The following is a 13,896-nucleotide window of genomic DNA, read 5'->3' on the forward strand; positions in this document are numbered from 1 at the left end:
CCCGGCATCCATGCCGGGTTGCCCACTGCGCAGAACCTCCACTCGGCCTCTCGAGGGGGCGCTCAGATCAAAAGCTGAAGGCGAGCTAACGCTCGGCCTGATGAGTGGTGAAAATCAAAAGCGCACGCCGATCCCTGTAGGAGCCGGCTTGCTGGCGATAGCGGTGGATCAGTCACCTGTTTATTGATTGGACGGATGCCATCGCCAGCAAGCCGGCTCCTACAGGGGAATGCGTAAATGTCCGAAATTAGTGCGGCCACCACAATGCGAGAGCACGTGCACGACCGAAGAGCCAGGTCGGCTTTCAGGCCGCCTCGGCGGCTGTGGCGGTAGTCGCCCCCTCGAGAGGCCGAGCGCAGGTTCTGCGCAGTGGGCAACCCGGCATGGATGCCGGGTTAGCCGCGCACGGCCAGGGATGGCCGATCGCGGCGGGCCCACGGAGCAGGACCGGAGCGAGGGCATGGCGAGCATTAGCGAGGCACCGAACGAAAGGGGCAAGAGCGCTTTGGTTACTTTCGCGCTTTTCGAAAGTGACTCGCCGTAAGGGCGAAACCAATAGCCGCCATAACCACAGAAACGGATATGCCCCCCCATTGTTACGTTTCCTGCAAAGCTGAATCAGCCCCAGCCCCCTTTATCCATCACCACCAAGGACTAAACTTCAAGCATCAAAACCAACACCGAGCACACAAAAATGAAAACCCTGAGCACCCTGTTTCTGACCTTGATCGCCACCTCAGCCATGGCCGCCAGCGAGCCCGCCGCCACCCCGTACGACCCGGCGCAGCCGCTGGACATCGCCAAGGTGGTTTCCGTCACCGACACCGCAACCGCGTGCGACGTCGTGCCCGCAACCATGGTCTACATCGACCATCAGGGCCAGACCCATCGCGTGACCTACCAAGTCATGGGCAACTGCACAAGCAACCTGTAAAACCAGGCATCACACGATCAGCCGTTTCGCCTGCAACGCCAAATCATGCAGGCCAGCCAAACGCGCCATGATCCGTTCGACCACCTCGACCCTGGCCACCGCACCGCTTTGCAATTCCCCCATCGAATGCAAAGCCACTCCAGCCTTTTCCAGCCCCAGACGGGTGGAGCCGGATAACTGCTGAATCCCCTGGCGTGCATGCTCCGCCGACTGCTCCAGCCCCGTGGCGATTTGCCGGATCTGCGCACTGGAGTCCGCGGCCTGACGCGAGAGATTGCGCACCTCATCGGCGACCACCGCAAACCCTCGGCCATGACTGCCCGCCCTCGCCGCCTCGATTGCCGCGTTGAGCGCCAGCAAATTGGTCTGACGGGCGATGTCCTGAATGCTGCCGACAATCGCACCGATGCGCATCGACTGACTGCCGAGTTCATCGAACACCTGATCCAGACGCTGCATGTAGAGGTTCAGGTCCTCCAACACACTGGCCGAAGATTGCATGCTCTGCGCACTCGCCTTGACCCGATCGCCGGCCGTGCGCGCCAGTTGATTGGCAAAGCGCATGTCTTCCTCGGTTTGCAGCACCGACTCGGTCAATTGCTCCAGCTTGACCTGCAAGCCGATGTTGTAAGGCGGTTGTTCTTTTTCAATGGTCATAGCAGCGTCCAGGTGTAACTGAGGATCAGGCGGTTTTCGTCGATGTCACTGCGGTAGTTGGAACGGGCCATCACGTTGCGCACCCGGATCCCGAGGCCTTTGAGGCTACCGTTTTGCAGCACGTAGCCGAGGTCGAGATCACGCTCGCGATCCTTGCCCTCGAACCCTTGCCCTGTGTCGACGTTATTACCGGAAATGTAACGCACGGTGCTGGTCAGCCCCGGCACACCGAGGGCGGCGAAGTCGTAGTCGTAACGCGCCTGCCAGGAGCGTTCGTCGGTAAAGGCAAACTCGTAGGTCGGCACCTCGTTGCCCAGCGGCGAGATGTTGGCGAAGACACGCGGGAATGCGCTGTCACCGAACATCCCCTGATAACCGACATAAAACGTGTGACCACCGCGCTTGGCCGACAACAGCGAGAAGAACGCCTGGTTATCAATGTTGCCCAGCAGCTTTTTGCCATCCTCGCGCGAATCGTAATAACCAAGGTTGGCGCCCAAGGTCCAGTCGCCCATCGGCTGGCTGTGCTTGAGACCGAGAAAGCGCTGGTTGTAGATATCTTCCAGTTGCCCGAACCAGGCGCTGACCGAGCTGCGTTTATCGTTGAAGGCGTAATCGGCGCCGGCAAAGTTGAAGCCATCACTGCTGACCTGGCGCTGCGGCACATGGCCGAGCATGGCCTGCATTTTCTCGTCGCCCGCCTCGTTGCGCAGGCTGGTCGTGTTCAAGTGACCGCCTTGCAAGGTCAGGCCATTGATCTCACTGGAGCTGATGCTTGCACCTTGATAACTGGGCGGCAGCAGGCGGATATCACTGAACGCCAGCACTGGCAGGTTGGGTTGCAACTCCCCGACCTTCAGCTCGGTTTTGGAGTAACGCACCTTCAGCGCAGCTTCGAGACGGCTGTAATCATCTGCCGCGCGCCCGTCATCCTTGACCGGCAGCAAACCGGTATTGACCCGATCCGGGCTGCTGTCGAGTTTCAGGCCGAGCAGGCCAATCACATCCACACCAAACCCGACAGGGCCCTGGGTGTAGCCGGATTTGACGTTAAGGATGAAGCCCTGCGCCCACTCTTCGGCCTTCGATTGTTTGTTCGCCCCGACGATGTCGGAGAAGTCCCGGCTGAAGTAGTAATTGCGTGCCTGCAAGGTGGCCGTGGTGTCTTCGATAAAGCCGCCCTCAGCCGCCATCGCACCGGTGGAGAAACCCGAGACGAGCGCCATGGACAACACGGAACCGGTTGTTGGAAGAATCTGTTTCATCGTTTTTTCTCTTATTTTTATTGATCGACAGTTGGAAGTGCTTCAGCCGCCGCGCTTTCGCGACGGGCGTTTAACAACACATGGGTGACCATGCCGAAAATCAGTCCCCAAAAAGCCGCGGACAAACCCAACAACGACATGCCCGAAGCGGTGGTGAGAAAGGTCACCAGCGCGGCTTCGCGATCTGTCGGCACCGCCATTGCGCCGGCCAGCGCCCCGGCAATCGCGGCGAACAGCGCCAGCCCGGCCAACGCCGCGATCAGCTCTTTGGGGAACGCCGAAAACAGCGAAACCAGGGTGGCGCCGAAGATGCCCAGCAGCAGGTAACACAGCCCGCCGACCACCCCGGCCACGTAGCGCTTGCCGGGGTTTTCATGGGCCTCGCGACTGGTACAAATGGCTGCGGTGATCGCGGCCAGATTCAGCCCGTGGCAACCGAACGGTGCCAACAGCGCCGTGCCCAACGCACTGCTGGCGATGATCGGGCCGGACGGCGTCGCGTAACCGCTGGCCCGCAGCACTGCCATGCCGGGCACGAACTGGCCGGTCAGCGCCACCATCACCAGCGGCAAGGCAATGTTCAGCGTCGCGCTCAGGCTGAACACAGGCGTGATCCACACCGGCGTGGCCAACCCGATCACCAGCGCTTCGCTGTGCAAATCACCACCGAGAAACGCCATCGAGCAGCCCACCAGCAACACCATCACCACCGCATAACGTGGCATCAGCCGTTTGCAGATCAGGTACGTGGCAAACATCGCCAGCACCAGCAACGGTTTGCCCTGCAACGAGACAAACAACCCGGTGCCGAAACTGAACAGAATCCCCGCCAGCATCGCCGCCGCAACAGCCGCCGGCAGTTTGCCGATGATCCGGTCAAACGCCCCCGACACCCCGACCAGGAAAATGATCAGGCTGCTGACCAGGTACGCGCCCACCGCCTCCGGCATCGAGATCCCCGGCAACAGCGCCACCAACAATGCCGAGCCCGGCGCCGACCACGCGATGATCACCGGCACGCGGTAACGCAGGCTCAAACCGATGCCGAGCACCGCACTGCCGATGGAAATCGCCCAGACCCACGACGACAACACTTCCCGCGACAGGTGTGCGGTCTCGGCCGCCTGGAAAATAATCACCAACGGGCCGGCATAGGAAATCACCGTGGCGATAAATCCGGCGACGGCCGCCGACAGGGAAAAATCCCGGACAAACGTTTTCATGAAGCTTCGCCGACAGACCCGTCTGGCGAACCGTTGCGCAGGCCCGACAGCGCTTGCCTGTGACTGCGCTGACTGCTGATCGCAAACACGGTCATGGCAATCGCGGCCACCGCGCCGGGCAAGGCAAACGCCATGAAGTTGAGTTGCAGCGGCAGGCTGATCCCGAGCAAGGCACCACCCAGCAGCGGCCCGACAATCGCACCGTTGCGTCCGATGCCCGAGGCCCAGCCCAGACCGGTCGAGCGAATGGTCATGGAGTAGAACTGCGCGGCGCAGGCGTACAACAGAATCTGCGAGCCGATGGTGGTGGCGCCGGCGATGGCGATCAGCAGGTACAGCAGCGGCATCGGGCTGTTGAAACCGAGCAAGGTGATCGACACGGCGGCCACGGCGAAGAACACCGCCAACACCCGCGGCAGATTCAGTTTGTCACCCAGCACGCCGCCACCGACCGCACCGAAAATGGCGCCGAAGTTGAGCACCAGCAGGAACGACAGGCTCGAACCCAGGCTGTAACCGGCGTTGGCCATCAGTTTCGGCAGCCAGGAACTCAAGGCGTAAACCATCAGCAAGCAGCAGAAAAACGCCAGCCACAACATCAGCGTGCGCAGTGCGCGCCCCTCGCGAAACAGTTGCAGCACGGGGGTGCCGGTGCCCTTCACTTCGCTCATGTGCAGTTGATCGCCGGACTGCGCGACGTACCCCGGATCGACCCGTTGAAGAATGGCCCGCGCCTCTTCATTGCGCCCCTGACGCAGCATGAAACCCACCGACTCGGGCAGGAAGTACATGATCAGCGGCAACAACACCAACGGCAGCACCGCGACGTAAAACACCGACTGCCAGCCGAAGCTCGGGATCAGCACGATGCCCAGTCCCGCCGAGAGCATGCCGCCCACGGAGTAGCCGCTGAACATGATCGCCACCAGCGTGCTGCGGATTTTCTTCGGCGCGTACTCGTTCATCAGCGCCACGACGTTGGGCATCACCCCGCCAATGCCCAGGCCGGCGATGAACCGGCACAGGCCGAACTCGGTGGGGTTGCGGGCAAAACCGTTGAGCACGGTAAAACCGCTGAAGAGCATCACACAGATGGTGATGGCTTTCTTGCGGCCGATCTTGTCCGAGAGCGGGCCGAAAAACAGCGCGCCGAACATCATTCCAAACAATGCGTAACTTCCCAGCGCGCCGGCCTGCAAGGGACTGAGCCCCCACTCCTTCATCAGCATCGGCAACACCACGCCGTAAATCACCAGATCGTAACCGTCGAAAATGATGATCAGGGCACACCAGAACAGCACCATCCAGTGGAAGCGGTTGAATCGAGCGTTGTCGATAACCTCATGTACGTCGATCTTGCGCATGGCATTCATCTCTTGTTGTTGTTTTATTCAGAACGTCGGTAAAGCGGCTAACGTCCCGTAAAGCCGAGGGTAAAGCTGCCAGGCGCGGGGCAATATCCGCTTTGCGCAGATCGCTATCCGTTTTGTGCAGGGCCCTGAAACAGGCGCGGGATGGGGCAATGGCGTGACAGGCTTTTGCTCTTCTCCGACAAACTGTCTTCTTTGCGAACGCATTTGAACGCTAAGCTTGGGCCTATGGATGACTCAGATTACTTACGCCTGCTGACCATTGCGGCCGAGCAAGCCAACGCGTTTCTTTCCAATGCCCGCAAATGGGAGCGTGAGCGTTGGGTGTGCCAGCGCCTGCTGCAAGGGCTGAACATTCCTTACCGCACCGACGAATTCGCGCCCGCCGGGGAGCCGCCGGACGTGCTGTTTCGCGAGGCGAATTTCGAAGTGTTTTTCGTGCTCGACGAAGGCCGGCGTCTCAACGATGAGTGGCGCGATGAACTGCAACGCCGACGCAGTGCGTTTTCGCTGAGTTCGCTGGTGCGTCGCGAAGCCAAACCCAGGCGCATTCCGGCCAATGAATTCCTGCTGAGACTGGCACCGACCTTGCGCAAAAAAGCGCACAACTACAAAGAGCGCGGCATGGACCTGGGCGAGTTGGACATCATTGCCTTCGCCAGCCTCAAGCGCGAAGTGCTCGACCTCAATAGCCATTTCCCGCCGCCCACCGAATACTTGCGCCAGGGTTGGCGCTCGTTGTCGCTGGTGGGGCCGACCTTCGCCCGTGTTTTATTTGCGCATCCCGACGCCCCGGATTTCCTGCGCAGCAACCTCGGTCGCAGCATCGTCTTCGATGTCGGGATCAGCCTGTGAGTCCATTGCAGGAACTGATCGCTGAAGTCCCGCAAACCGGCCGCGTACGCTGGATCGGCGTGCGCCCGCAGCCACACGTGCCGATGATCGAACTGGAGGCCGTGGAGGCGCGACTCGAGGCCGGGCTGACCGGCGATCGCGCCCGCCCCGGTGTGCGCAATGCGCGGCAGGTGACGCTGATTCAGTGGGAGCATCTGGCGGTGATCAACTCGCTGATGGGCCGCTCGGAAGATAATCCGCTGTTGCCTAATGATTTGCGGCGCAACCTCGTTATCAGTGGGATCAACCTGTTCAGCCTCAAGGGTCGCCGTTTCAAAATCGGCCAGGCGATTTTCGAAACCACCGGTTGGTGTCAGCCCTGCGCGCGCCTGCAAAACAACCTCGGCCCTGGCACCTTTCAGGCCGTTCGCGGACATGGCGGAATCACCGCCCGAGTGTTACAAAGTGGAATCATTCGCCTGGACGATACGGTCAGCGTCGAGCCTGTTCCAGCGAGCGGCTATGCTCCGTTCAATGCGGGCTGATGTGTTACGCCGCCGCCCGCATGTAGCTTCCCCACATTCAGCAACGTCTACCCCTGACGAGGCCCGATATGACCAGCCGCCTGAACCCCGACGACCAAAAGCATGTCGAAGAGTACCTGCACCTGTCCCAGCACCAAGTCGAGCGCCGGCCTTTCCGGCCGTGGATGCTCCTGGTGGTGGTGCTGGCAGTGACTATTGGCCTGGGCCTGTTGAGCCGATTTATCAGTTACCTGACGCTATGAGCTGCATCGCGCTCGCTCGGGTAATTGCACCGATTTCTTTTAGCCTTGCGAGATATCCCCATGACTCATCGTATTGTCATCGTTGGCGGCGGCGCCGGCGGTCTGGAGTTGGCTACCCGTCTGGGTAAGACTCTGGGCAAGCGCGGCACGGCCAGTGTGATGCTGGTCGACGCGAACCTGACCCACATCTGGAAACCGCTGTTGCATGAAGTGGCGGCCGGTTCCCTGAACTCCTCCGAAGACGAACTCAACTATGTTGCCCAGGCAAAATGGAACCACTTCGAGTTCCAGCTGGGGCGCATGAGCGGGCTTGATCGGGCACAGAAGAAAATCCAGCTGGCCGCCACCTATGACGAAGCCGGTCTGGAACTGGTGCCGGCGCGTGAAGTGCCGTACGACTCGCTGGTAATCGCCGTCGGCAGCACCACCAACGATTTCGGCACCCAGGGCGCGGCGCAGCATTGCCTGTTCCTCGACACGCGCAAACAGGCCGAGCGTTTCCACCAGCAACTGCTCAACCATTATTTGCGCGCGCACGCCGGGCAGACGGACGTGGTGCAGCGGATCAGCGTGGCCATCGTCGGCGCTGGCGCCACGGGCGTCGAGCTGGCCGCCGAACTGCACAACGCCGCGCATGAACTGGCGGCTTACGGTCTGGACCGGATCAAACCGGAGAACATGCACATCACCTTGATCGAAGCCGGTCCACGGGTGCTGCCAGCATTGCCGGAACGCATTGGCGGGCCTGTGCATAAAACCCTGGAGAAACTCGGGGTCAATGTCATGACCAACGCGGCCGTTAGCGAAGTGACCGCCGACAGCCTGATCACCGCCGACGGCAAAGTGATCAACGCCAGCCTGAAAGTCTGGGCCGCCGGGATTCGTGCGCCGGGTTTCCTAAAGGACATCGACGGTCTGGAAACCAACCGCATCAACCAACTGCAAGTGCTGCCGACCCTGCAAACCACCCGCGACGAAAACATCTTCGCCTTCGGTGACTGCGCGGCCTGCCCGCAACCGGGCACCGATCGCAATGTGCCGCCGCGCGCCCAGGCGGCACATCAGCAGGCGTCGTTGCTGGCCAAATCGCTGAAGCTGCGGATCGAAGGCAAGGCTTTGCCTGTGTACAAGTACACCGACTACGGCTCGTTGATTTCGCTGTCGCGTTTTTCGGCTGTGGGTAACTTGATGGGCAACCTGACTGGCAGCGTGATGCTTGAGGGTTGGCTGGCGCGGATGTTTTATGTGTCGCTGTACCGCATGCACCAGATGGCGCTGTATGGCGCGTTCCGCACGGCGATGTTGATGCTGGGCAGCAAGATTGGCCGCGGAACTGAGCCGCGCCTCAAGCTGCACTAATAACCATCCCCTGTGGGAGCGAGCCTGCTCGCGATAGCGGTGTGTCAGTCACCACATGAGTTGGCTGACACACCGCTATCGCGAGCAGGCTCGCTCCCACATTTGATCTCCACTGATTTGGAGATCCGTGTCTTACTGTACCTCCCCCCGCGATTTTCCCCCTTCGCTTACAAACTCCCCCTTGCGCGACACAGCAGCGATACACCTCGCCCGTTAAATGGCCACATCCGAACAAGGCACCCGGGCGCGCTTCTCCACCGAGAGGTGCGGCTTTTTTCGTCTGGCGGTTTTACACCCGAAAACGCTGCACCATCCCCTGCAACGCATTGGCCAGTTTCGATAGCTCATGGCTGGAGGCACTGGTCTGATCCGCGCCGGTAGCGGAACGCACCGACAGATCACGAATGTTCACCAGATTGCGATCCACTTCCCGGGCCACTTGAGCCTGCTCTTCCGCTGCACTGGCAATCACCAGGTTGCGCTCGTGGATTTCGTGAACCGAGGCAGTGATCGTCTGCAATGCGTCACCCGCCCGCTTCGCCATCACCAGAGTTTCGGCAGCACGGGAAGCGCTGGCATTCATCGAGTCCAGCGCCAGGCTCGAACCATTGCGCATGCCCTGGACCATTTGCTCGATTTCCTGGGTCGATTGCTGGGTGCGATGCGCCAGTGCACGCACCTCATCGGCCACCACCGCAAAACCGCGCCCGCTTTCACCCGCACGCGCCGCTTCAATCGCAGCGTTGAGCGCCAACAGATTGGTTTGCTCGGCAATGGCCCGAATCACATCCAGCACCTTGCCGATGTCCTGGGACTGATTGGCCAGCGATTGCACCAACTCACCGGTGTGCTGCACATCATTGGCCAGGTCGCTGATAGCACTCGCGGTTTCGCTGACCCGCTCCTGCCCCAGATGCGCCGACTCGCTGGACTGGCGAGTGGCATCGGAGGTCGACACTGCGTTGCGCGCAACTTCTTCGACGGCGGAGGTCATTTCGTTGACCGCCGTGGCGGCTTGCTCAATCTCGTTGTTCTGTTGTTGCAGGCCCTGGGTGCTATCCAGGGTGACGGCGTTCAGCTCATCCGCCGCCGTGGCCAGCTGCGTCGCCGAGCCACTGATGGCTTGCAGGGTTTCCCGCAGGTTCTGCTGCATGGTCGCCAGCGCCTTGAGCAAACGGCTCACTTCGTCGTTGCCATGGGTCGCGATAGGTCGGGTCAAATCGCCCTGCGCCACGCTTTCCGCCGCACTCAGGGCTTCGTTCAGCGGACGGACGATACTGCGAGTCAGCAACATCGCCAGGCCGACGGTCGCCAGCGCCGCGAGTGCGATGAACAGGCTGACGATGGACCGCGAGGTTTCGTAGTGCGCTGCGGATTTCTGGCTTTCAACGGCGACCTGTTTGGCGAACAGTTCCGCCAGGTCATTGAGCTGCTTGCCGGAACCATCGACCACGGTTTTCATGTCGATCAACAGCAGTTTGGTCAGCTCGTCACGGCGACCTTGCTCGGCCAGGGTGAACGACTGGGCAATGCCGGTGCGATAGGCGGCGAAGGTGGTTTTGAACTGGTCGTACAAGGCCTGGCCTTCAGCGGTGTCGACCAACTTGTCGTAAGCCGCAATCTTCTCGCTCAGTTCCTTGTCGCGGGTGTCCATCTGGCCGCGGTAGGTTGGAATGTTCTTTGGGTCTTGATCCAGTGCCATGCGCAAGGAAATGGTACGGATGCGCAGCATCAGCTCGCGGATCTCGTCGCCACCACGGATGCTCGGCAGCCATTGCTTCTCCACCGCCACCTCGCTCTCGCGAATGCTCGACATCTGCCCCAGGGCAAATATTCCAAGCAACGCCACCAGCACGGCAATCAAGGCAAAACCCAGCGCAGCACGAGGGGCAATATTCAGCTGACGAAGAAACATAACGAGTGCCTTTCTTGTTGTTGGCCTGAATGGGAGGTCGCGAGTGCGCCCCGACAGCTCGTTATCGGCTAGTTGTACGATGACTTGAAAGGATTCGGCTTTTTCAAAGGCAAAAAAAAATCCCCGTATCTTTCGATACGAGGATTTTTAATATGGTCGGGGTAAGGGGATTCGAACTCCTGACATCCTGCTCCCAAAGCAGGCGCGCTACCGGACTGCGCTATACCCCGGTAAAAAAAAGGCACCTTTAAAAGGCGCCTTCTGCGAGCAGAGCTTTTGGCGTCTGATCTTAAGATTCGATTCCAGCGTTAACTGGTTTCAAAAATGGTGGGTCGTGTGGGATTCGAACCTACGACCAATTGGTTAAAAGCCAACTGCTCTACCAACTGAGCTAACGACCCAAAAATGGTCGGGGTAAGGGGATTCGAACTCCTGACATCCTGCTCCCAAAGCAGGCGCGCTACCGGACTGCGCTATACCCCGGTTTGAAATTGGCTCCGTGACCAGGACTCGAACCTGGGACCCAATGATTAACAGTCATTTGCTCTACCGACTGAGCTATCACGGAACTACATATTTCAATTTACAACGGTGAAGCTTTACTGCGTTCTCTTCGACCCGTTCGCATCGCTGCGTTCGTGTGTCTGAGGCGCGCTATTCTACAATCTTAAGCACCTCTGTCAACCCCCTAAATTGCATTCAAGTTAATGATTTGCAACTTATTTCAGATTCCTGCTTGGGGAGCAGAAACCCTTCCGGGTGACTTACTGCGGGGCGCACTTTACAAGCCTTTTCCTTTGAGTTCAACAACCTGACGAAAAAAAGGCCTCGCAATGCGAGGCCTCTTCAGTTTTGTTGCTAACGCGGATCAGGCGAAGACGATTTCGTCGTTTTCCACCACACCCTTGGCGGTATCGCCGGGCATGAAACGACCCGACAAAATCAGCTGCGCCAGCGGGTTTTCGATCCAGCGCTGAATCGCACGTTTCAGTGGCCGTGCGCCGTATACCGGGTCGTAGCCAACCGCGATCAGCTTGTCCATGGCCTCAGGGCTGAGTTCCAGTTTCAGTTCGCGCTCAGTCAGGCGACTGCGCAGACGACCCAACTGGATCTCGGTGATGCCCGCGATCTGATCCCGCGCCAATGGCTCGAAGATCACCACTTCGTCGACCCGGTTGATGAACTCCGGCCGGAAGTGCGTGGAAATCGCATCCATCACCGCTGCGCGCTGAGCCTCACGATCACCGACCAGTTCCTGGATCTGTACCGAGCCCAGGTTGGAGGTCATGACGATCACGGTGTTCTTGAAATCCACCGTGCGGCCATGGCTGTCGGTCAGGCGGCCATCTTCCAGCACTTGCAGCAAGATGTTGAACACGTCCGGGTGGGCCTTCTCGACCTCATCCAGCAGGATCACCGAATAAGGCTTGCGACGCACCGCCTCGGTCAGGTAGCCGCCCTCTTCATACCCTACGTAGCCTGGTGGCGCACCGATCAACCGGGCCACGGAATGTTTCTCCATGAACTCGGACATGTCGATCCGCACCATCGCCTCTTCGGTATCAAAGAGGAACTCGGCCAACGCCTTGCACAACTCGGTTTTACCGACACCGGTCGGGCCGAGGAACATGAACGAACCGCTCGGACGATTCGGGTCGGACAAACCGGCCCGCGAACGACGCACCGCGTTGGAAACCGCGATCACCGCTTCGTCCTGACCGATCACACGCTGGTGCAACAGGCCTTCCATCTTCATCAGCTTGTCGCGCTCGCCTTCGAGCATTTTCGACACGGGGATACCGGTCCACTTCGAGACGACTTCGGCGATTTCTTCCTCGGTCACCTTGCTGCGCAGCAACTGGTTTTCGCTTTTGCCATGCTGGTCGACCATTTGCAGGCTGCGCTCCAGGTCCGGGATCACCCCGTATTGCAGCTCGGCCATGCGGTTCAGGTCGCCTTTACGGCGTGCGGCTTCCAGTTCCTGGCGGGACTGCTCGATTTTCTGCTGGATCTGCGCAGAACCCTGGACTTCGGCTTTTTCCGAGTTCCAGATTTCTTCGAGGTCCGAATACTCACGCTCATGACGAACGATTTCTTCCTGGAGTTTCTCCAGACGCTTGATCGCCGCTTCGTCGCTCTCTTTCTTCAGCGCCTGGGATTCCACCTTCAGCTGAATCAGACGGCGCTCCAGACGGTCCAGCACTTCCGGCTTGGAGTCGATCTCCATGCGGATGCGGCTCGCGGCTTCGTCGATCAGGTCGATGGCCTTGTCCGGCAACTGACGATCGGTAATGTAGCGATGACTGAGCTTGGCCGCAGCGATGATCGCGCCGTCGGTGATCGCCACTTTGTGGTGAACTTCATAACGCTCTTTCAGGCCACGCAGAATGGCGATGGTGTCTTCTTCGCTCGGCTCATCCACCAACACTTTCTGGAAGCGTCGCTCAAGGGCCGCGTCCTTCTCTATATATTGGCGGTACTCGTTGAGCGTGGTCGCGCCGACGCAGTGCAACTCGCCACGGGCCAACGCAGGTTTGAGCATGTTGCCCGCATCCATCGAGCCTTCGCCTTTACCGGCGCCGACCATGGTGTGCAGTTCGTCGATGAACAGAATGATCTGCCCTTCCTGCTTCGACAGCTCGTTGAGCAGGGATTTCAGGCGTTCTTCGAACTCGCCACGGTACTTTGCACCGGCAATCAGCGCGCCCATGTCCAGGGACAGCAGGCGTTTGCCTTTCAGGCCATCCGGCACTTCGCCGTTGATGATGCGCTGGGCCAGGCCTTCGGCGATGGCGGTTTTACCCACGCCAGGCTCACCGATCAGCACCGGGTTGTTCTTGGTGCGGCGTTGCAGCACCTGAATGGTCCGGCGAATTTCGTCGTCACGACCGATTACCGGATCGAGCTTGCCGTCTTCGGCGCGCTTGGTCAGGTCGACGGTGTATTTATCCAGCGCCTGACGCGACTCTTCGTGGTTGGCGTCGTTGACCGCTTCGCCACCACGCAGGTTGTTGATCGCGTTTTCCAGGGCTTTTTTGCTGACGCCCTGACCGAGCAACAATTTGCCGAGTTTGCTGTTCTCGTCCATGGCGGCGAGCAGCACCAGCTCACTGGAAATGAACTGATCGCCCTTCTGCTGGGCCAGGCGATCCGCCTGGTTGAGCAGACGCGCCAAGTCCTGCGACATGTTGACGTCGCCGGTCGGGTTCTGGATTTTTGGCAGCTGGTCGAGCTCTTTGGTCAGCTCTTTACGCAGGCTGTTGACGTCAAAACCGACCTGCATCAACAGGGGTTTGATCGAACCACCCTGCTGTTCAAGCATGGCTTGCATCAAATGCGCCGGTTCAATACCGGGATGGTCGAGGCCGACGGCCAGCGATTGGGCGTCGGATAGAGCTAACTGCAATTTGCTGGTTAAACGATCTATACGCATGGGTCACCTTCCTTTTGAGCAGGCCGGACCTATAAAACATCCTGAATGAAGAAACCTGCCAGATACCGCTATAGATGTGGTCGATTCTGGGAGTTTCAAGCGTCGTACAGTTGACGCAG

The 13,896-nt window shown here is 59.6% G+C and carries 10 protein-coding genes, 4 tRNA genes and 1 pseudogene; 5 read left to right on the plus strand and 10 right to left on the minus strand.

Features of this window, described 5'->3' with window-relative positions; all coding sequences use genetic code 11:
• Positions 1-694: 694 nt before the first annotated feature.
• A complete protein-coding gene (locus IB245_RS15310) occupies positions 695-934 on the plus strand; it encodes a DUF2790 domain-containing protein (protein WP_008028718.1) in 240 nt (79 codons plus the stop codon).
• Positions 935-943: 9 nt separating this feature from the next.
• On the opposite strand, the pseudogene IB245_RS29380 reads toward IB245_RS15310, so the two are convergent.
• From IB245_RS29380 to IB245_RS15330, 4 genes and pseudogenes are all read right to left on the minus strand, one after another.
• Positions 944-1,345 (minus strand): annotated as a pseudogene (locus IB245_RS29380) (methyl-accepting chemotaxis protein); the annotation flags it as partial.
• 242 nt (positions 1,346-1,587) lie between these two features.
• Positions 1,588-2,856 carry an OprD family porin gene (locus IB245_RS15320; protein ID WP_192227991.1) on the minus strand — a complete coding sequence of 423 codons (1,269 nt, stop codon included), beginning with the start codon at positions 2,854-2,856 and terminating at the stop codon, positions 1,588-1,590.
• Between the two features lie 17 nt (positions 2,857-2,873).
• A complete protein-coding gene (locus tag IB245_RS15325; protein ID WP_192227992.1) occupies positions 2,874-4,079 on the minus strand; it encodes a benzoate/H(+) symporter BenE family transporter in 1,206 nt (401 codons plus the stop codon).
• Positions 4,076-5,443 carry an aromatic acid/H+ symport family MFS transporter gene (locus tag IB245_RS15330; RefSeq protein WP_192227993.1) on the minus strand — a complete coding sequence of 456 codons (1,368 nt, stop codon included), beginning with the start codon at positions 5,441-5,443 and terminating at the stop codon, positions 4,076-4,078. Before IB245_RS15330 ends, IB245_RS15325 begins: the two co-directional genes overlap by 4 nt.
• A 234-nt stretch (positions 5,444-5,677) precedes the next feature.
• Here IB245_RS15330 and IB245_RS15335 point away from each other — a divergent pair, with 234 nt between their 5' ends.
• The 4 genes from IB245_RS15335 to IB245_RS15350 all read left to right on the plus strand — a co-directional run bounded on the left by IB245_RS15335 (position 5,678) and on the right by IB245_RS15350 (position 8,429).
• On the plus strand, positions 5,678-6,304 hold the full coding sequence (locus IB245_RS15335; protein WP_032828736.1) for a DUF1780 domain-containing protein: 627 nt from the start codon (positions 5,678-5,680) through the stop codon (positions 6,302-6,304).
• On the plus strand, positions 6,301-6,828 hold the full coding sequence (locus IB245_RS15340; RefSeq protein ID WP_008028728.1) for an MOSC domain-containing protein: 528 nt from the start codon (positions 6,301-6,303) through the stop codon (positions 6,826-6,828). The genes IB245_RS15335 and IB245_RS15340 overlap by 4 nt, the downstream gene beginning before the upstream one ends.
• A gap of 68 nt (positions 6,829-6,896) precedes the next feature.
• Positions 6,897-7,070, plus strand: coding sequence for a DUF3094 domain-containing protein (locus IB245_RS15345; protein WP_032833555.1), 174 nt, complete (start codon positions 6,897-6,899; stop codon positions 7,068-7,070).
• A gap of 60 nt (positions 7,071-7,130) precedes the next feature.
• On the plus strand, positions 7,131-8,429 hold the full coding sequence (locus tag IB245_RS15350) for an NAD(P)/FAD-dependent oxidoreductase (protein WP_192227994.1): 1,299 nt from the start codon (positions 7,131-7,133) through the stop codon (positions 8,427-8,429).
• Positions 8,430-8,718: 289 nt separating this feature from the next.
• Here the strand turns inward: IB245_RS15350 and IB245_RS15355 are convergent, their stop codons facing one another.
• From IB245_RS15355 to clpB, 6 genes are all read right to left on the minus strand, one after another.
• Positions 8,719-10,344, minus strand: a complete 1,626-nt coding sequence (locus IB245_RS15355; protein ID WP_008037880.1) for a methyl-accepting chemotaxis protein — start codon at positions 10,342-10,344, stop codon at positions 8,719-8,721.
• Between the two features lie 153 nt (positions 10,345-10,497).
• A tRNA-Pro gene (locus IB245_RS15360) sits at positions 10,498-10,574 on the minus strand.
• A 95-nt stretch (positions 10,575-10,669) separates the two neighbouring features.
• Positions 10,670-10,745, minus strand: a tRNA-Lys gene (locus tag IB245_RS15365).
• A gap of 5 nt (positions 10,746-10,750) precedes the next feature.
• Positions 10,751-10,827 (minus strand) — tRNA-Pro (locus IB245_RS15370).
• 9 nt (positions 10,828-10,836) lie between these two features.
• Positions 10,837-10,912: transfer RNA gene (locus IB245_RS15375), tRNA-Asn, on the minus strand.
• 300 nt (positions 10,913-11,212) lie between these two features.
• Positions 11,213-13,777 (minus strand): ATP-dependent chaperone ClpB, encoded by a 2,565-nt coding sequence (clpB, locus tag IB245_RS15380; protein ID WP_008037881.1) that lies wholly within the window; start codon positions 13,775-13,777, stop codon positions 11,213-11,215.
• Positions 13,778-13,896 lie beyond the last annotated feature (119 nt).

This window comes from Pseudomonas sp. PDM02, assembly GCF_014852285.1.
In the GTDB taxonomy this organism is placed as follows: Bacteria; Pseudomonadota; Gammaproteobacteria; order Pseudomonadales; family Pseudomonadaceae; genus Aquipseudomonas; species Aquipseudomonas migulae.